At 36.4% G+C, this 20,095-nt stretch carries 17 protein-coding genes, 1 pseudogene and 1 riboswitch; all 18 genes and pseudogenes read left to right on the top strand.

The window, feature by feature from the left end:
* Nucleotides 1-96: 96 nt before the first annotated feature.
* Nucleotides 97-1,767, top strand: coding sequence for a ribonuclease J (locus tag EGX95_RS17390; protein WP_000823085.1), 1,671 nt, complete (start codon nucleotides 97-99; stop codon nucleotides 1,765-1,767).
* 103 nt (nucleotides 1,768-1,870) lie between these two features.
* Entirely contained in the window at nucleotides 1,871-2,620 is a 750-nt protein-coding gene (gene tepA / locus EGX95_RS17385) for a translocation-enhancing protein TepA (RefSeq protein WP_000139815.1), read from the top strand.
* Nucleotides 2,617-2,820, top strand: a complete 204-nt coding sequence (locus EGX95_RS17380; protein WP_000605027.1) for a YlzJ-like family protein — start codon at nucleotides 2,617-2,619, stop codon at nucleotides 2,818-2,820. The genes tepA and EGX95_RS17380 overlap by 4 nt, the downstream gene beginning before the upstream one ends.
* Nucleotides 2,821-3,031: 211 nt before the next feature.
* Nucleotides 3,032-5,413, top strand: coding sequence for a DNA translocase FtsK (locus tag EGX95_RS17375; protein ID WP_001118775.1), 2,382 nt, complete (start codon nucleotides 3,032-3,034; stop codon nucleotides 5,411-5,413).
* 203 nt (nucleotides 5,414-5,616) lie between these two features.
* A riboswitch (purine riboswitch) is annotated at nucleotides 5,617-5,718 on the top strand.
* A 233-nt stretch (nucleotides 5,719-5,951) separates the two neighbouring features.
* On the top strand, nucleotides 5,952-6,677 hold the full coding sequence (locus tag EGX95_RS17365; protein ID WP_000114176.1) for a GntR family transcriptional regulator: 726 nt from the start codon (nucleotides 5,952-5,954) through the stop codon (nucleotides 6,675-6,677).
* An 89-nt stretch (nucleotides 6,678-6,766) separates the two neighbouring features.
* A complete protein-coding gene (locus EGX95_RS17360; RefSeq protein ID WP_000730594.1) occupies nucleotides 6,767-7,834 on the top strand; it encodes a BMP family lipoprotein in 1,068 nt (355 codons plus the stop codon).
* Between the two features lie 108 nt (nucleotides 7,835-7,942).
* Nucleotides 7,943-9,475 (top strand): ABC transporter ATP-binding protein, encoded by a 1,533-nt coding sequence (locus EGX95_RS17355; RefSeq protein WP_000456919.1) that lies wholly within the window; start codon nucleotides 7,943-7,945, stop codon nucleotides 9,473-9,475.
* On the top strand, nucleotides 9,468-10,526 hold the full coding sequence (locus tag EGX95_RS17350; RefSeq protein WP_001074499.1) for an ABC transporter permease: 1,059 nt from the start codon (nucleotides 9,468-9,470) through the stop codon (nucleotides 10,524-10,526). The genes EGX95_RS17355 and EGX95_RS17350 overlap by 8 nt, the downstream gene beginning before the upstream one ends.
* Nucleotides 10,527-11,486 carry an ABC transporter permease gene (locus tag EGX95_RS17345; RefSeq protein ID WP_000008842.1) on the top strand — a complete coding sequence of 320 codons (960 nt, stop codon included), beginning with the start codon at nucleotides 10,527-10,529 and terminating at the stop codon, nucleotides 11,484-11,486.
* Between the two features lie 199 nt (nucleotides 11,487-11,685).
* On the top strand, nucleotides 11,686-12,960 hold the full coding sequence (yfmF, locus tag EGX95_RS17340) for an EF-P 5-aminopentanol modification-associated protein YfmF (protein ID WP_000772431.1): 1,275 nt from the start codon (nucleotides 11,686-11,688) through the stop codon (nucleotides 12,958-12,960).
* Entirely contained in the window at nucleotides 12,961-14,247 is a 1,287-nt protein-coding gene (gene yfmH / locus EGX95_RS17335) for an EF-P 5-aminopentanol modification-associated protein YfmH (protein ID WP_000411947.1), read from the top strand.
* 103 nt (nucleotides 14,248-14,350) lie between these two features.
* Nucleotides 14,351-15,064: an elongation factor P 5-aminopentanone reductase gene (gene ymfI / locus EGX95_RS17330; RefSeq protein WP_000759622.1), complete on the top strand. Its 714-nt coding sequence runs from the start codon at nucleotides 14,351-14,353 to the stop codon at nucleotides 15,062-15,064.
* Between the two features lie 75 nt (nucleotides 15,065-15,139).
* Nucleotides 15,140-15,388, top strand: coding sequence for a DUF3243 domain-containing protein (locus EGX95_RS17325; protein WP_000114454.1), 249 nt, complete (start codon nucleotides 15,140-15,142; stop codon nucleotides 15,386-15,388).
* 139 nt (nucleotides 15,389-15,527) lie between these two features.
* Nucleotides 15,528-16,313, top strand: a complete 786-nt coding sequence (locus EGX95_RS17320) for a DUF3388 domain-containing protein (RefSeq protein WP_000574107.1) — start codon at nucleotides 15,528-15,530, stop codon at nucleotides 16,311-16,313.
* Between the two features lie 21 nt (nucleotides 16,314-16,334).
* Entirely contained in the window at nucleotides 16,335-17,261 is a 927-nt protein-coding gene (locus EGX95_RS17315) for a helix-turn-helix domain-containing protein (protein ID WP_000137489.1), read from the top strand.
* A 63-nt stretch (nucleotides 17,262-17,324) separates the two neighbouring features.
* A complete protein-coding gene (pgsA, locus tag EGX95_RS17310; protein WP_001052963.1) occupies nucleotides 17,325-17,903 on the top strand; it encodes a CDP-diacylglycerol--glycerol-3-phosphate 3-phosphatidyltransferase in 579 nt (192 codons plus the stop codon).
* 20 nt (nucleotides 17,904-17,923) lie between these two features.
* Nucleotides 17,924-19,162: a competence/damage-inducible protein CinA gene (cinA, locus tag EGX95_RS17305; RefSeq protein ID WP_000990717.1), complete on the top strand. Its 1,239-nt coding sequence runs from the start codon at nucleotides 17,924-17,926 to the stop codon at nucleotides 19,160-19,162.
* 144 nt (nucleotides 19,163-19,306) lie between these two features.
* A pseudogene (gene recA / locus EGX95_RS17300) lies at nucleotides 19,307-19,915 on the top strand (recombinase RecA); the annotation flags it as partial.
* Nucleotides 19,916-20,095 lie beyond the last annotated feature (180 nt).

The following is a 20,095-nucleotide window of genomic DNA, read 5'->3' as shown; positions in this document are numbered from 1 at the left end:
TGGACGGTGAATATATGGTGGTTGTAGAGTTTCCCCTGGTGTCTCTGCAATTTTAGTGAAATCAGTGTTTGAAAGATTTTTAAACCAGGCAACAACATGAAGAGAAAAGAGAATGAGTCTGTTAAAGTATTTGCTCTTGGTGGAGTAGGTGAAATCGGGAAAAACATGTACTGTGTTGAAATTGATTCTGAAATCTTTATTGTAGATGCAGGGTTAATGTTCCCGGGAGATGAAATGTTTGGAATTGATATCGTTATTCCTGATATTACATATTTAGTAGAAAACCAAGAGCGAGTAAAAGGTTTATTTATTACTCACGGTCATGAAGATCATATTGGTGGCATTGTTTACGTACTTCGTAAATTATCAATTCCAGTGTATGCAACGAAATTAACGGTAGGACTTATACAAGAAAAACTTGGCGAAGCGGGTATGTTAGGCCGTGTAGATTTAAAAACAATCGATTCAAATTCAACAGTAGAGTTTAATACTACAACGGTGTCATTCTTTGGAACGACACATAGTATTCCAGATTCTGTTGGTGTTTGTTTCCATACATCAAAAGGTGCGATCGTATATACGGGAGACTTTAAATTCGATCAAACTCCAATTGGAAATAGTGGAGCAGACCTTGGGAAAATGGCTCAAATCGGAAATGAAGGCGTTCTATGCTTATTATCTGATAGTACAAATGCTGAGCGTCCAGGCTATACAGGTTCTGAAAAAGAAGTTGGTGTAGAAATTTCTAAAGTGTTCTACGGCGCAGAAGGACGTATTATCGTTGCTTCATTTGCATCGAATGTACATCGTATTCAACAAGTATTTGATGCAGCTGCTGAAACAGGACGAAAAGTAGCGGTTGTAGGACGTAGTATGGTGAAAGTGGTAGATATCGCAAGACGTCTTGGTTATTTAGATGTTCCAGAAGGTATGGTTATTTCACTACAAGAAGTAGACAATTTCCCAGAGAAAAAGGTAGCTATTTTAACGACAGGTAGCCAAGGTGAACCGATGGCAGCCCTTTCTAGAATGGCAAAGCAAGCTCATAAACAAATTTCAATTCGTAAAGGTGATACGGTTATTATCGCGGCATCTCCAATTCCAGGTAATGAAATATCTGTATCGAAAATTATTGATTTGTTATTTAGAGCGGGAGCTGAAGTTGTTTATTACGGTGAAAGAAAAGTTCACGTTTCAGGTCACGGTAGTCAAGAAGAATTAAAATTAATGTTAAATTTAATGAAACCGAAATATTTTGTACCCGTACATGGTGAGTTCCGTATGCAAAAAGCACATGCATACTTAGCTGAAGATGTAGGTATTGCAAGAGAAAATATCTTTATTGTAGAAAAAGGCGATGTAATTGGTTTTGGTGATGATGAAGCGAACTTAGTTGGCAAAGTGCAAGCTGGCAATGTGTTAATTGATGGATTAGGTGTAGGTGATGTTGGTAATATCGTTCTTCGAGATAGAAAAATGTTATCTCAAGATGGAATATTAGTAGTTGTTGTAACACTGGGTAAAGACGAAAAGAAAATTATCTCTGGTCCAGAAATCATTTCACGTGGATTTGTATATGTACGTGAATCAGAAGCGTTAATTGACCGTTCTACAGAGATTGTACGTATGATTGTTGAGCAATCAATTAAAGAATATTCAATTGAATGGTCTATGTTAAAACAAAATATTCGTGAATTATTAGGACAGTTCTTGTACGAAGAGACGAAGAGAAAACCTATGATTTTACCGATTATTATGGAAGTATAAAAAAGATCACCTTTACGGGTGATCTTTTTTCTTTTTTCACTCTATCGAATGAAATTTATAACTTAAGAAATACTAATTATATACGAGTGAAAGGGGATGCGATATGACAGAACGTGATCGTTATACAAATGAAGAGAAAGAGGCTGAGCCGAAAGAAACTGGCAAAGAAGCTTCAATAGTGGAAAAAATTCAACAGCTTGGACAAACGAATGTACCGCAAATGAATGAATCACGTATTCATTGTTTAACAATTGTTGGACAGGTGGAAGGTCATGTTCAGTTGCCACCGCAAAATAAAACAACAAAATATGAGCATATTATTCCACAAATTGTTGCGATTGAACAAAATCCGAAAATTGAAGGCTTGCTTTTAGTGTTAAATACAGTTGGAGGTGACGTTGAAGCTGGGCTAGCAATTTCTGAGATGGTCGCTTCACTTTCAAAACCGACAGTATCTTTAGTTTTAGGTGGAGGGCATTCTATCGGTGTGCCGATTGCCGTTTCTACTGACTATTCATTTATTGCGGAAACTGCGACGATGACAATTCATCCGATTCGTCTAACAGGTCTTGTTATAGGGGTGCCGCAAACATTTGAGTATTTAGATAAAATGCAAGAACGAGTCATTCGATTTGTGACGAAGCATTCGAAAGTAACAGAAGATCGTTTTAAAGAGCTTATGTTTGCGAAAGGAAATTTGACGCGAGATATTGGTACGAATGTAATTGGTGGAGATGCAGTGAAGTATGGTCTTATAGATGATGTCGGTGGTATCGGAAATGCGATTCGAAAATTAAACGAATTAATAGATAATCGTGCGGATGATCATGCAGAAGGGACAATGTTACAATGATTTTATATACAATTATGCCAGAGCAACTCGTGTATCCAGCCGATTATTCGCAATGTGAAAGTCAAAAAGTCGTAAATATAAATGGTGTTGAATTAATGGTTTCAGAAGAAGAACATGGGTATTATTCTATTGTACGCGTGTTAAGTACGGATCCGCTTCACTACTTAGAGTTTGAGCCGGGACAGAAAATAACCTTTTAGCAAAAAGAAGGATTTTGTTTAGAAGCTATGGTATAATATAAAAAACAAGACGGTTGAGCAGCCATGAGAGGGCTGCTTTCTTCTGTTTATTTAACATTTTACAAGAAGTGTAAAAATAGAAGATATAAAGACCTGAAAAAATAGAGAAAATAAACATATAAGCAGAGTTTTTTAGGAATTTTTACTTATATGTAGATCACGAGGTGAAGAAATGGCAAAACAAAAGCAAAGAGGGACGAAGGCAAAGGCAAGACGTACGATAAAGCCAACTTTGTATTATGAAATCGTCGGTTTAACTCTTTTTGCACTTTCAATCATTACGATTTTACAGCTAGGTGTTGTAGGAAAATCGTTTGTGTTATTTTTTCGCTTCTTCTTTGGTGAGTGGTACATAATTGGTGTGTTAGGTGTAATAGCTTTATCCGTTTCATTCGTTATAAAACGTGGATGGCCGAACCTTTTAAATAAACGGTTAATCGGTTTTTATTTAATAGTATTGGCGATATTAATGTTTAGTCATATTACATTATTTAACCTTCTTACGAAAGATGGAGCAGTGCAAAATACTTCTGTTATTGTAAGTACGAAAGATAATTTCTTTCTTGAAATGAAAAAAGGGCCGGATAGCGTTCATTTAGGTGGTGGCATGTTTGGTGCACTTATGTTCGCCACTTGTTACTTCTTATTTGACGAAGTAGGAGCTTATATTATTGGTATTATTTTAGTTATTCTCGGTATACTTTGTATAACAAATAAGCATATTGGAGAAGTGTTAGCTCCAGTTGGTAGAATTCTTAGAAGTCAATTTCAAGTGATGCAAGGGGACTATAAAGATTGGAGAGCCAAAAGAACGGCTGAACAAACAGAAAAGAAAAAAACAACAAGAAGCACAAGGAGCAAACGTGCTGCAGAACATGAAGAAATTATTGAGCCGATGGAAGAAATCTCAATTGATCCTCCGATTATTTCGAATTTCACTGAGAATTATCCTGTAAATGAAGAAGAGGATAAACGAATTGAAGTAGAGGAAGAAGAGTTAATCACTTCACCGTTTATTGAAGAGGCTCCACCAGTTGAAGAGCCGAAGAAAAAGCGTGGAGAAAAAATCGTTGAATCGCTAGAGGGGGAAACACAAGCACCTCCTATGCAATTTTCAAATGTAGAAAATAAAGATTACAAGCTTCCTGCGCTTGATATATTGAAATTTCCAAAGAATAAGCAAGTTACAAATGAAAATGCGGAAATTTATGAGAATGCTCGTAAATTAGAACGTACTTTCCAAAGTTTTGGAGTGAAAGCGAAAGTAACAAAAGTACATAGAGGTCCTGCAGTTACAAAATATGAAGTGTATCCTGATATGGGAGTAAAGGTAAGCAAAATCGTCGGTTTAAGTGATGATTTAGCACTTGCGTTAGCGGCGAAAGACATTCGTATTGAAGCGCCTATTCCCGGGAAATCAGCTGTAGGAATTGAAGTTCCGAACTCAGAAGTCTCCATGGTAACGCTTAGAGAAGTTCTTGATTCTAAAGCTAACAATCATCCGGAAGAGAAGTTGTTAATAGGCCTTGGACGAGATATTACAGGTGAAGCTGTATTAGCCCGCTTAAATAAAATGCCCCATTTGCTAGTGGCAGGTGCGACAGGTAGCGGGAAAAGTGTATGTATTAACGGTATTATTGTTAGTATTTTAATGCGTGCAAAACCACATGAAGTAAAATTAATGATGATTGATCCGAAAATGGTAGAGTTAAATGTATATAACGGTGTGCCTCATTTGTTAACACCAGTTGTAACGGATCCGAAAAAGGCATCGCAAGCATTGAAAAAAGTTGTAAGTGAAATGGAGCGTCGTTATGAGTTATTTGCTCATAGTGGCACGCGAAATATTGAAGGATATAATGATTATATAAAAGAGCATAATAATCAATCAGAAGCGAAACAACCGGAATTACCTTATATTGTCGTAATTGTGGACGAGTTAGCAGATTTAATGATGGTTGCTTCGTCGGATGTAGAGGATGCGATTATGCGTCTAGCGCAAATGGCTCGTGCTGCCGGTATTCATTTAATTATTGCAACGCAACGTCCATCAGTTGATGTCATTACGGGAGTTATTAAAGCGAATATTCCGTCACGTATTGCATTCGCTGTATCATCTCAAACAGATTCTCGTACAATTCTTGACGGCGGTGGTGCAGAGAAACTGCTAGGTCGTGGGGATATGCTATTTATACCAATTGGTGCATCGAAACCTGTACGTGTACAAGGTGCGTTTTTATCAGATGATGAAGTTGAGAGAGTTGTAGAATATGTTATTGGTCAGCAAAAAGCGCAATATCAAGAAGATATGATCCCGCAAGATGTTCCTGATACGAAGCAGGAAGTAGAAGATGAATTATATGATGAAGCAGTTCAGCTCGTAGTGGAAATGCAAACAGCCTCTGTTTCTATGTTGCAACGTAGGTTTAGAGTTGGTTATACCCGTGCTGCCCGATTAATTGATGCAATGGAAATGAATGGTGTAGTAGGTCCGTATGAAGGTAGTAAACCACGTGAAGTGCTCATTAATGATGTACAAGAAAAAAGTTCATGAAAAAAGCCTAATTGTTTTTACAATTAGGCTTTTTTATATGCTGGTTTTGTTATATACTATATTCAGTGTTAAAGAAAGGGCTTACATTTAAGGTGGTTCTTTAGAATACGAATACTTTTGTATGGTTTTTTGTGAACGTTCGATATTTAATGTAGAAAAATGTTAAATTTTGTTGACACGTATGGGAGCAAGTGGTAAGATTACTTCGAAAAGAATCACTGCCTCATATAATCTTGGAGATAAGGTCCATAAGTTTCTACCTGGCAACCATGAATTGCTAGACTATGAGGGGAAAAGTGTGTAACAAAGGATGTAAGAGATCTTTGTGCCGAACTTTTTCTCGCTATGAGGAATGTTTATGGTGCAAAGTTTTTTTTATGCAGTAAAGAGTGAAAATTTTATTTTAAAAAATTATTAATATTTATTCGACAATTATGCTTATTTTTAGTATTTAGCAATTTTTATTATGTTGTAAGTTGAAAAAAGAGAAAAGAAGTCTTACATCAGAGGTCGAATAATTGAAATGCGGGGGAGTCTTATGTCAGTAAAATCCGATAGTCGTCACCTATATTTACGGGTGATTGATCACATCAAAGAAAAGATTAAAGATGGGGCTTACAAAGAAAGACAAAAGTTGCCATCAGAGTTTGATTTAGCGAAAGAACTTGGCGTAAGTAGAGCGACTTTAAGGGAAGCGCTGCGTATTTTAGAAGAGGAAAATGTTGTCATTCGTAGACATGGTGTAGGAACATTTGTAAATGCAAAACCGTTATTTTCTTCTGGGATTGAACAACTTTCTAGTATTACAGATATGATTTCTAGTGTGGGGAAAACACCAGGAACTATCTTTTTATCATCATCTACAACAAGTTTAACAGAAGAAGAAAAAGAGAAGTTTAATAGTGAAGATGGTTTTAATGCAGTGATGATTGAGCGTGTGCGTACAGCAGATGGGGAACCTGTTGTATATTGTATCGATAAACTTGCAAAAGAAATCTTGCCAGATTTATCGGGATACAACGAAGAATCATTGCTTACAGTGATACATAACAATACGCACAAACGTATCACATACGCAGTTGCTCATATTGAGCCAATTGGCTATCATCCGAAAATCTCACCGATTTTGGAATGTGAACCGGAAACGGCATTGCTAGTATTAAAACAAATGCACTATGATCAAAATGATGAGCCAATCTTATATTCTATCAATTACTTTAGAGCTGATAAGTTTAGCTTCCACGTATTAAGAAAACGTATGTAGGTAGGTTCCTTTTTAGGGAGGTGACAGCAAGAAGTTAGGGACAGCAGCGTATAAAAAATAGACAAATCATTTCAGGAGGGGTTTCTAGTATGAAGAAAAAAACAGGTCTTTTATTATCATTAACATTAGCAGCAAGTGCGGTGTTAGGTGCATGTGGTAACTCGGATAAAGCGAGTAGCGACAAAAAAGAGTTTAAAGTTGGTATGGTTACGGATGTTGGGGGCGTTGATGACAAATCATTTAACCAATCAGCTTGGGAAGGTTTAACGAAATTCGGTAAAGACAATAATTTAAAGAAAAATGAAGGATATCGTTATCTTCAATCAAGTAAAGATGCTGATTATATCCCGAACTTAACGAAGTTTGCGAAAGATCATTATAACACAACATTTGGTATTGGTTACTTAATGGAAAAATCAATTGCAAAGGTAGCTGAACAATATCCAAAAGAGCAATTTGCGATTGTAGATACAGTTGTAGAGAAGCCAAACGTAACAAGTATTACATTTAAAGACCATGAAGGTTCATTCCTAGTTGGTGCTGTAGCAGCGATGACGACAAAATCAAATAAAGTTGGGTTTGTTGGTGGTGTAAAAAGCCCATTAATTACAAAATTTGAATCAGGCTTTAAAGCTGGTGCAAAAGCAGTAAATCCAAATATCGAAATTGTATCACAATATGCTGATGCATTTGATAAACCAGAAAAAGGCTCTGTATTAGCTTCAGCAATGTACGGTGGTGGAGTTGACGTAATTTATCATGCTTCAGGTGCAACTGGTAACGGTGTATTCACAGAAGCGAAAAACCGTAAGAAAAAAGGTGAAAACGTTTGGGTAATCGGTGTTGACCGTGACCAAAATCAAGAAGGTATGCCTGAAAACGTAACTTTAACATCAATGGTAAAACGTGTTGATATTGCAGTAGCAAAAGTAGCACAAGAAGCGAAAGACGGTAAATTAAAAGGCGGTAAAGTAGAAGAATTCGGATTAAAAGATGACGGTGTTGGTATTGCGAAAACTACTGACAATGTGAAAAAAGTAAATCCAGAAATCTTAACAAAAGTAGAAGAGCTTGAGAAGAAAATCACTGACGGTGAAATTAAAGTCCCTGCAACTGATGAAGAATATAAAACATATGAAGCTTCTCTAAAGAAATAATAATAGAGAAATAGCAAAGGTTAGTTCGTAGAACTAACCTTTGCATATATAAAAATACTTTTAATAGAGTGTAATTAGGGAGTGTTCCCTGCTAAAAGGAGGAACAAAATGGAATACGTAATTGAGATGAACAATATTACAAAAGTATTCCCAGGCATTGTAGCGAATGACGATATTACGCTGCAAGTAAAACAGGGAGAAATACATGCTTTACTTGGAGAAAATGGTGCAGGGAAATCCACATTGATGAATGTACTATTTGGTTTGTACCAACCAGAACAAGGTGAAATTAAAATTAAAGGAAAACCTGTAAAAATTACAAATCCGAATATAGCAAATGACCTTGGTATTGGGATGGTCCATCAGCATTTTATGCTTGTTCATAATTTTACAGTTACAGAGAATATTATTCTTGGAAATGAGCCGAAGAAAAACGGGAAAATTGCTGTTGAAGAAGCGGCAAAAGAAATTAAGCAATTATCTGAACAGTATGGTTTGGCTGTTGATCCACATGCGAAAATTGAAGATATTTCTGTTGGGATGCAGCAAAGGGTTGAAATATTAAAGACTCTTTATCGTGGTGCTGAGATTTTAATATTTGATGAGCCAACCGCGGTGTTAACTCCTCAAGAAATTCATGAGTTGATTCAAATTATGAAAAAGCTTGTGCAAGAGGGGAAATCTATTATCCTTATTACACATAAGTTGAAAGAAATTATGGAAGTTTGCGATCGTTGTACAATTATTCGTAAAGGTAAGGGGATTGGTACTGTTGATGTAGCGGAAACGGATGAGCATAAACTTGCAGAGTTAATGGTCGGACGTCAAGTGAATTTTAAAACAGAAAAAATAGAAGCTAAACCAATGGAAGAAGTACTATCTATTGCAAACCTAATTGTTCATGATACGCGCAAGTTACCTGCTGTAAAAGGCCTTGACTTAACTGTTCGTGCAGGAGAAATCGTTGGGATTGCAGGGATTGATGGAAATGGTCAAAGTGAATTAATAGAGGCGATTACTGGTTTACGAAAAGTTGAGTCAGGTTCTATTGCAATTAAAGGAAAAGAAATAACGAATTGGCCTGTTCGAAGAATAACAGAAGAGGGGATTGGTCATATTCCTGAAGACCGTCATAAACACGGGCTTGTTCTCGATTTTTCTGTTCGGGACAATATTGTTTTACAAACATACTATAAAAATCCATTTTCAAAGAAAGGGATTTTAAATTTTAGTAAAATTACAGAAAAAGCGAAAGCACTTATTGAACAGTTTGATGTACGTACACCTAGTGAGCAAACGTTAGCTCGCGCTCTATCTGGTGGAAACCAACAAAAGGCAATTATTGCACGTGAGGTAGATCGTAATCCAGATTTACTAATTGCAGCACAGCCGACACGTGGTTTAGATGTAGGTGCGATTGAATTTATTCATAAAAAATTAATTGAGCAGAGAGATAATGGTAAGGCAGTATTGCTTTTATCTTTAGAACTGGATGAAATTTTAAATGTAAGCGATCGAGTGGCTGTTATATATGAAGGGAAAATTGTAGCAATTGTGGATGCGAAAGAAACAAATGAACAACAGCTTGGATTATTAATGGCCGGCGGGACAGGGAAAGAGAAGGTGAACACAAATGGCTAAAAAATTTTTAACAGAACGAACAATTAATATTTTAGTACCTGTGTTATCCGTAGTTTTCGGTTTACTTGTTGGTGCCATTGTAATGTTAGTTAGTGGATATGATCCAATTGTTGGATATGCCGCGCTTTGGGAAGGGATGGTTGGCAATCCACAAGCTATCGGTGAGACGTTGCGTACGATGATTCCGCTTGTATTAGCTGGTCTTTCAGTAGCATTTGCATTTCGTACAGGTCTTTTCAATATTGGGGTGGAAGGACAGTTATTAGTTGGATGGCTCGCTGCTGTTTGGTTTGGATATGCAGTGTCGTTACCAGCAATTTTGCATATTCCGTTATCTATTTTAGTGGCGGCAATTGTCGGCGGTTTATGGGGCTTTATACCTGGATATTTAAAAGGGAAACTTAAAGTAAATGAAGTAATTGTTACAATTATGATGAACTACATTGCACTTTATGTTACGTATGATCTTATTAAACGTTTTATCCACGAAGGTAATGAAAAATCTTATGACGTACAAGCAAGTGCTTCGTTAGCTTCTGATTGGTTATCTTCATTGACAGATGGATCTCGTTTACACTGGGGAATTGTTGTGGCTATTATCATTGCGATTGTAATGTGGTTCTTATTAGATAGAACAACGTTAGGGTATGAATTAAAATCGGTTGGTTTTAACCAAAATGCCTCTCAATACGCAGGAATGAAAGTATCGCGTAATGTTGTATTATCAATGACAATTGCTGGTGCTTTTGCAGGAATTGGTGGAGCTATGGAAGGATTAGGGACATTCCAAAGTATGACAGCAATGTCTTCGTTTACTGGTATTGGATTTGATGGGATTGCGGTAGCACTTTTAGGCGGAAATAATCCATTTGGTATACTATTAGCAGCTTTACTGTTTGGTGGTTTGAAAAGTGCAGCACCACAAATGAATTTCGAAGCAGATGTACCTTCGGAGTTAATTAACGTTATTATTGCATGTATTATTTTCTTTGTAGCGTGCAGTTATGTTTTACGCTGGGCACTTACACGCATGAGCAAGGAGGGGAAATAAATGAGCTTTTTAGATATTTTAGCCATTCTTGTGACGGGTACGTTATATACGGCAGCGCCACTTATTTTTACGGCGTTAGGTGGAGTGTTCAGTGAACGTTCTGGAGTTGTAAATATAGCGTTAGAAGGTTTAATGTTATTTGGTGCATTTATTGGTATTGTTACAACGTTATTAATGGGTGATACGTGGGGATCGATGACTCCTTGGATTGCATTATTATTTGCAGCAATTGGTAGTGGATTGTTTGCACTTCTTCACGCAGTAGCATCCATTACATTCCGTGCAGATCAAGTAGTGAGCGGAGTAGCAATTAACTTCTTAGCACTTGGTTTAACAGTATTTGCGATTAAGAAAATCTTTGGCAAAGGACAAACTGATTTCATTCAATACCGCATTGAAAAAATCGATGTTCCGGGTCTTTCGGATATTCCGGTAATCGGAAAAATCTTTTTCTCTAATGTACCGTTAACATCATATATTGCTATTATTTTAGCGTTTGTCGTTTGGTATATCATTTATAAAACGCCGTTCGGTCTTCGTCTTCGTGCGGTTGGTGAGCATCCAATGGCAGCGGATACGATGGGGATTAACGTATATAAAATGCGTTATATTGCAGTTGCTATATCTGGAATGTTTGCAGGAGTTGGTGGAGCGGTCTTCGCTATGTCGATTTCTGGTAACTTCTCAGGTGCTACAATTACTGGACAAGGTTTCTTGGCGTTAGCAGCAATGATTTTCGGTAAATGGAATCCACTCGGTGCTCTTGGAGCGGCTCTGTTCTTCGGATTTGCTCAATCATTAGGAATAACAGGCGGTACAATTCCAGTACTAAAAGAAATTCCAAGTGTATTCTTAACGATATTACCGTATGTATTCACAATATTAGCGCTTGTTGGTTTTGTAGGTCGTTCTGAAGCTCCGAAAGCATTAGGAACTCCTTATGAAAAAGGAAAACGATAAGTATAAAAAAAGCTCGCACATTAGTGCGGGCTTTTTTACATAGACTATATTTAATACGGAATTTTACTATGTTCCTTACATATTACAGTTTTTAGAAAGAGCCTAATGTAAGTATAGTGAGGAAGAAAAGTTGATTTTTCATTTCTAAAAACTGTATATTGAAGAGGAATATTCCTATATACGTAAAGGAGGGCTATAAATGAAACTGATGGAACAACAGTTACATGAGTTAGGTGGTTTACGAGTACATATTATTCCAACTGATAAATATAAAACAAATACATTTGTATTTCGTTTGAAAGCACCTTTAAATGAGGAGACGGTGACAGAGCGTGCCCTATTGCCATACGTATTGCAAAGTGCGACAGAAAAGCTTCCTTCTGTAATTCGTCTTCGTCAATATTTAGAAGAATTATACGGATCTTCTTTGGCGGTAGATGTAAGTAAAAAAGGAGAAGATCATATCATCTCTATTTATGTAGACATTGCAAATGAAGTATATTTACATGATGCACCACCGTTATTTGAAAAAGCGCTTTCTATGTTATCGGATATCGTTTTACATCCAGCGAAAGAGGGGAATGGTTTTCTGCCTTCTATTGTAGAAAGTGAAAAGAGAGCGCTCTTACAACGAATTGAAGCGACGTATGATGATAAAATGCGTTATGCAAACGAGCGTTTAATTGAAGAAATGTGCAAAGTAGAACCGTATCGTTTAAGCGCAAATGGGAAAAAAGAGAGTGTTTCTTCTATTACAAATGAAAGTTTGTATCAATATTATCAAAAAGTGTTAGCGGAAGATGAAATGGACCTATACATTATTGGTGATATTTCAGAAAACGCAGTTGATCTTGTAAGTAAGTATTTTTCTATTTCAGCACGTCCTGTGAGGGAAAGAAATGTACTTCTTCATAAGAGAAATAATGGAGAAAAAGAAGTTGTGGAAAAACAAGAATTAAAACAAAGTAAATTACACATCGGATATCGTACATTTATTACGTATAAAGACGAAGATTATTTTGCGCTGCAATTGTTTAATGGATTGTTTGGAGGATTTTCTCATTCGAAGTTATTCGTTAATGTTCGTGAAAAAAATAGTTTAGCGTACTATGCAGCATCTCGCTTTGAAAGTCATAAAGGTTTATTATTTGTCATGTCAGGAATCGAAGCGAAAAATTATGAAAAAGCGGTTGAGATTATTAAAGAGCAAATGCTTGCAATGCAAAATGGTGATTTTTCTGAAGAAGAGATGCATCAAACGAAAAGTGTTATTCGAAATCAAATATTAGAAGCAATTGATACACCGCGTGGATTTGTGGAAATGCTGTATCATGGTATTATTTCAGATCGTACGCGTCCGGTTGAAGAATGGCTTACAGGTATTGAAAGTGTGACGAAAGAAGAGATTGTGAAAGTTGCTAAAAATATTGAATTAGATACAATTTACTTTTTACACGGAACGGAGGGAGAATAAATGGAGAAAATTGTTTATGAGCAATTAAAAGAGACACTCTATTATGAAAAACTTCCTAATGGATTAGATGTATATATTTTACCGAAGCAAGGATTTAATAAAACATTTGCAACGTTTACGACAAAATATGGTTCTGTGGATAATACATTCGTACCACTAGGTAAAGAAGAAATGATTCGTGTGCCGGATGGGATTGCTCATTTTCTTGAGCATAAACTATTTGAAAAAGAAGATCACGATGCCTTCCAATTGTTTAGTAAACAAGGGGCATCGGCAAATGCTTTCACATCATTCACAAGAACAGCTTACCTTTTTTCATGTACATCAAATGTAGAACAAAATTTAAATACATTGTTAAATTTCGTACAAGAGCCTTACTTTTCTGAAAAAACAGTTGAAAAAGAGAAAGGTATTATTGGGCAAGAAATTCAAATGTATCAAGATAATCCAGATTGGCGCTTATATTTTGGGTTAATTGATAGCTTGTTTGTAAAGCACCCGATTAAAATTGATATTGCGGGTACAATCGAGTCTATTAGTAAAATTACGAAAGATCTACTATATGAATGTTATGAAACGTTTTATCATCCAAGCAATATGTTAATGTTTGTTGTAGGTGCAATTGATCCAGAGAAAACGATGGATTTGATACGTGAAAATCAAGCGAAAAAAGATTATAAAAACCAACCAGAAATAGTACGTTCATTCGAAGAAGAACCAGATGAGGTAAATGAAAAGAAGAAAATTATTTCAATGCCTGTACAAACTCCGAAATGTTTAGTTGGTATTAAAGCGACAAACTTAAAAGAAAAAGGGGAAGCCCTTTTAAAACAAGAAATTGCGCTTACGTTACTTTTAGATTATTTATTTGGGAAAAGCTCCGTTCATTACGAATCTTTATATAATGAAGGGCTCATTGATGATTCGTTCTCGTATGATTATACGGAAGAGAATAACTTCGGTTTTGCAATGGTTGGCGGCGATACGAAGCAACCTGATGAGCTGGAAGAGCGTTTGAAAGGTATTTTATTAAATACAAATTATGATCAATTAGATGAGGCGGCATTAGAACGAGTAAAGAAAAAGAAAATAGGTGGCTTTTTACGTTCCTTGAATTCACCGGAATATATTGCAAATCAATTTACAAGATATGCGTTTAATGAATCGAGTCTGTTTGATGCATTGACTGTATTAGAAAGTTTAACTGTTCAAGATTTACAAGAAGTAGCAAAATTATTATTATCAGAAGAAAAAATGAGCGTTTGTCAAGTGTTACCAAAAAAATAAAAGGTTTCATAATAATACCCTCATCTTATCATTGATAAATTGTAAGATGAGGGTATTATTTATTTGTAGGGAAAAGATTTTGTTGAGATAAGAGAGGAATTGTATGAAAAAGTATGCATTAGTAACTGGAGGGAGCGGAGGGATTGGCTCTGCTATTTCGAAACAATTAATTCAAGATGGATATACAGTATATGTTCATTATAATAACAGTGAAGAGAAAGTGAATGAGTTGCAGAAAGAATGGGGTGAAGTAATTCCTGTTCAAGCAAATTTAGCTTCTACTGATGGAGCAGAGCAATTGTGGAAACAAATTGAACATCCTCTTGATGTTATCGTATATGCAGCTGGGAAGAGTATTTTTGGACTCGTAACAGATGTAACGAACGATGAATTGAATGATATGGTAGAACTTCAAGTGAAGAGTATCTATAAATTATTATCGATGGCATTGCCATCTATGATTCAACGGAGAAGCGGTAATATTGTACTTGTTTCGTCTATATGGGGACAAATTGGCGCGTCATGTGAAGTTCTTTACTCGATGGTAAAAGGTGCGCAAAATTCATATGTGAAAGCTTTAGCAAAAGAGGTTTCATTAAGTGGAATAAGAGTGAACGCGGTGGCGCCAGGTGCAATTGAAACGGAAATGTTAAACGTATTTTCAGAAGAGGATAAGAATGAAATTGCGGAAGAGATTCCGTTAGGACGATTAGGATTACCGGAAGAAGTAGCAAAAACTGTGTCATTTCTCGTATCACCAGGTGCATCTTATATAACTGGACAAATTATTGGAGTAAATGGCGGGTGGCATTGCTAAAAATTTCTTACATAAAAAATGAAAAACTGTACAAATTAAGCATGATTCTATTACTAAGTAGTGAGGTGCTTACACATGTCAGTTTTAGATAATTTTGATCAATGGAAGAGCTTTTTAGGAGAACGTTTAGAACAAGCGCAAGGAAAAGGTCTTGATGGTGGTGCTGTATCAGATATGGCATTTCGTGTTGGTGATTATTTAGCAAATGAAGTAGAAGCACGCAACGATCAAGAGAAATTATTAGCTGAACTTTGGAAAGTTGCTGACGAACAAGAGCAACATACAATCGCAAACTTAATGGTAAAGTTTGTACAACATAAGTAAAAAATAGAGAGGGGATTCTCCTCTCTATTTTTTTTGTATAATAATTGAAAGGGATAGATTATACATTTAGCTTCCCTATTAAGGTGAAATCATATAATATAGTACGTAGGTGTAAAGTAAGCAAGGGGAGTGATCTTGGATGATTGAATGGTATTTTGAATATGAAATACATAAAAACCGACCTGGCTTGCTTGGTGACGTTTCTTCGTTAATCGGTATGCTCGGCATTAATATTGTCACAATTAATGGTGTAGATAATGCAAGGCGTGGATTACTCCTTATGTGTGATAATCAAGAGCAAATCTCTAGACTAGAATCAATTTTAAATACGATGGATAACATAACGGTAACGAAATATCGTCCGCCAAAGCTAAGAGATAAGCTAGCGGTTAGACATGGTAGGTACATACAACGAGATGCAGATGATAAGAAGACATTTCGGTTTGTGCGTGATGAATTAGGGTTACTTGTAGACTTTATGGCTGAAATAATGAAAAAAGAAGGCCATAAGCTAATTGGTATACGAGGAATGCCTCGTGTTGGAAAAACAGAATCCATTGTTGCCGCAAGTGTTTGTGCAAATAAAAGATGGTTATTTGTATCGTCTACTCTTATTAAGCAAACTGTTCGTAGTCAATTGATTGAAGATGAGTATAGCGACGACAATATTTTCATCTTAGATGGAATCGTGTCAACAAAGCGTGCTAACGAAAGGCATTGGCAGCTTGTTCGTGAAATTATGAGATTGCCTGCAACGAAAGTTGTGGAACATCCTGACGTATTTGTGAGTCAGTCAGAATACACATTGGATGATTTTGATTATATTATCGAGTTGCGTAACGATTATGATGAAGAAATTCAATATAATTTAGTAGATGAAATTGAGCAAGGTACGCAAAATAATTTCTCTATGTTTGACTTTTAAAGAAATATTGAGGTGTTAGTAGTGACAGAATTAGGACAAAAGCTGAAAGAAGCAAGAGGAACGAAAGGCTTGTCTATTGATCAGCTGCATGAGATTACAAAAATTCAAAAACGCCATTTAGTAGCAATTGAGGAAGGCAGTTATGATGTATTGCCAGGAGCTTTTTATGCGCGTGCATTCATTAAACAATACGCAGATGCGGTTGGATTAAATGGAGAGGAACTGCTTGTAGAATATCAGAGTACGATACCACAATCTGAAAAACGCGACGTTCCACAAGTGTCAACCGGACAAAAAACACAAGAAACAATGCAGAAATCTTCATCATGGCCAATTGCAGATCATATGCCGAAAATCTTAGTTGCGCTGTTAGTAATCGCAGTTGGAGTGGTAATTTGGTTTATTTTCCAAGCGTTAACTGGAAAAGGTGATGAGAAGGTTCCGAATGCTCAAAGTGAGAAAATTGAAGTTAAAAAAGCGGAAAATTCTCCGTTAGATACGAAGAAAGATGAAGTGAAAGCGGAAGAGCCGAAAAAAGAGGAACCAAAAAAAGAAGAATCGAAAAAAGAAGAGCCAAAGAAAGAAGAACAACCAGCGCAACCAACAGGACAACAAGAAATCAAAGTAGTTGGGACAACTGGTAAGGAGTCCACTTTGGAAATTCATAACAATAAAACTTTAGAATTAGAAATTACAACAAAAGGTGCAAGTTATGTAGGTATTAAAAATGAGGCAGGAAATGATATCTTTAGTGGAACAATAGAGGAAGGTCAAACTCAAAAATATGATTTATCAACAGCGAAAGTGGTAAACCTTAATATAGGAAGTGCACCGAATGTTGAATTTAAATTAAATGGCCAAGTGGTTACATTCCCGTTGAATCCAGAAGAGAATTATCATCAAAAATTCTTGATTAAAAATCTAGGGATAGAGCAACCTGCACAATAACAGTCATCGCTTCGATGACTTTTTTCAATGAACAAATGTTTTTGATATGATGGAGGAATAGCTGTGAATTTACCAAATAAAATTACAATATCTAGAATCTGCTTAATTCCAATTTTTATGGTAATTATGTTAGCGCCCTTTGATTGGGGTTCATACACAATTGGTGATGTTGATTTACCAATTCAACATTTAATAGGAGCGCTTATCTTTATTGTTGCTTCGGCTACAGATTGGATTGATGGGCATTACGCAAGAAAGTATAATCTTGTAACGAATTTAGGGAAGTTCCTTGACCCGTTAGCTGATAAATTACTTGTTTCAGCGGCACTTATCACGTTAGTTGAGATGCAATACGTACCTGCTTGGATCGTTATTGTCATTATAAGCCGTGAGTTTGCGGTCACTGGTTTACGTCTTGTACTTGCTGGAACAGGGGAAGTAGTTGCGGCAAATCAGCTAGGGAAAATTAAGACGTGGACACAAATCATCGCGATTGCGGCATATTTATTACACGATGTACCTTTAAATTTAATCCATATTCCAGTTGCTGATATCTTTATATGGATTGCATTAATTTTTACTGTTATTTCAGGATGGGATTATTTCTGGAAAAATAGAGCTGCTTTTGTAAACTCAAAATAGAAGTTTATGGGGGAATTGGGATGAACGCTGAAATTATTGCGGTTGGAACAGAATTATTACTTGGACAAATTGCAAATACGAACGCCCAGTTTTTGTCTGAAAAGTTAGCTTCAATTGGAATTAACGTGTACTACCATACTGTAGTTGGTGATAATAACAAGCGACTGCAGCAGGCGATTGAAGTTGCAGAAGAACGTGCGGATATGCTCATTTTCACAGGTGGATTAGGACCGACAAAAGATGATTTAACGAAGGAAACAATAGCGTCTAGCTTAGCGGAAGAGCTTGTATATGATGAAAAGGCATTGGCATCAATAAGCGATTACTTTAAGCGAACAGGTCGAGAGTTCACGGAGAATAATAAAAAGCAGGCGCTCGTTTTGGATGGGGCGACTGTATTTGCAAATGATCACGGTATGGCACCTGGTATGGGATTAAATAAGAACGGAAAAGTTTATATTTTATTACCAGGACCACCGAAAGAAATGAAGCCGATGTATGTAAGTTATGTGGAGCCTTTTTTACGTAACTTTACAACAGGAGAAAACATTTATTCTCGCGTGCTTCGCTTTTTCGGAATTGGGGAATCTCAATTAGAGGTGAAAGTTCAAGATTTAATTGATGGACAAACGAATCCGACAATCGCCCCGCTTGCCAATGATGGAGAAGTAACATTACGTTTAACGGCTAAACATCAAAATGTTCATGAAGCGGAGAAACTCATTCAGCATGTGGAAGATTTGATTTTAGAAAGAGTTGGAGAATTTTTCTACGGGTATGACCAAGAGTTTCTACATTATAAGGCGATAGAGTTATTGAAGAAAAAAGGATTAACTTTAGCGTGTGCGGAAAGTTTAACAGGTGGTCTATTTGGTAATCAAGTAACAGAAAACGCTGGTGTGTCTTCCGTATTTAAAGGCGGTGTCATTTGTTACCATAATGATGTGAAGCAACATGTATTACATGTACCTGAGGAAGTCTTGTCTACTGACGGTGCAGTTAGTAAAGAATGTGCTCGTTATCTTGCTGAAAATGTTAGAGAATTATTAAAAGCGGATATCGGAATTAGTTTCACTGGGGTAGCAGGACCGGATGCTTCAGAACATAAAGAGCCGGGAACTGTATTTGTTGGATTGGCGATTAAAGATGAACCAACTGTAGTCTTTCCTCTAAATTTAAGCGGAAGTCGTCAACAAATTAGGGAACGCTCAGCAAAATATGGATTTTATCATTTGTATAAAAAGCTAGAAGAGATATAAGTCTCTTTTAGCTTTTTTTAATGGTTAAATGTGGTTATATTTAATGAAAAATAAAAAAATCGAATAAATGTTCGATTTTTGTTGGCAAATTGAATTGAAAATAGGTATAATAAGATTAGCAATTCAGTTAAGGAGGAATTTTGAATGAGTGATCGTCAAGCGGCATTAGATATGGCGTTAAAACAAATAGAGAAGCAATTCGGTAAAGGTTCAATTATGAAATTAGGAGAACAAGCGGAGCGTAGAGTTTCTACAGTTTCTAGTGGTTCTTTAGCACTTGATGTGGCATTAGGGGTAGGCGGATACCCACGTGGCCGTATTATCGAGATTTATGGACCTGAGAGTTCAGGTAAAACAACAGTTTCATTACATGCAATTGCAGAGGTACAGCGCCAAGGTGGACAAGCAGCATTCATCGATGCGGAGCATGCAATGGATCCTGTATATGCACAAAAATTAGGTGTTAACATCGATGAATTACTATTATCACAACCTGATACAGGGGAGCAAGGTTTAGAAATCGCAGAAGCACTTGTACGAAGTGGTGCGGTTGATATTATCGTAATTGACTCTGTAGCAGCTCTTGTACCAAAAGCTGAGATTGAAGGAGACATGGGTGACTCACACGTAGGTTTACAAGCTCGTCTAATGTCTCAAGCACTTCGTAAACTTTCAGGTGCAATCAATAAATCAAAAACAATCGCAATCTTTATTAACCAAATTCGTGAAAAAGTTGGGGTTATGTTCGGAAATCAACTACAAGTTGCTTAATCGTAAAGATTAAGGAGTTTACCATGGGTTTCCCTTGCTAGTGATAGCATGTTAAAAACCTTGTGAACCTTATTGCCTAAGGGTGTAACTATCCATATAGTTGCTAACGGTGAAGCCCACCATTATTTAGGGTAATACCGTGCCAAGCTCCATAGTGATATG

It is taken from the genome of Bacillus sp. FDAARGOS_527 (assembly GCF_003812125.1).
Taxonomy (GTDB): domain Bacteria; phylum Bacillota; class Bacilli; order Bacillales; family Bacillaceae_G; genus Bacillus_A; species Bacillus_A paranthracis.
Note: the sequence above shows the minus strand (reverse complement) of the source record. Positions and strands in the feature narration are given on the sequence as shown.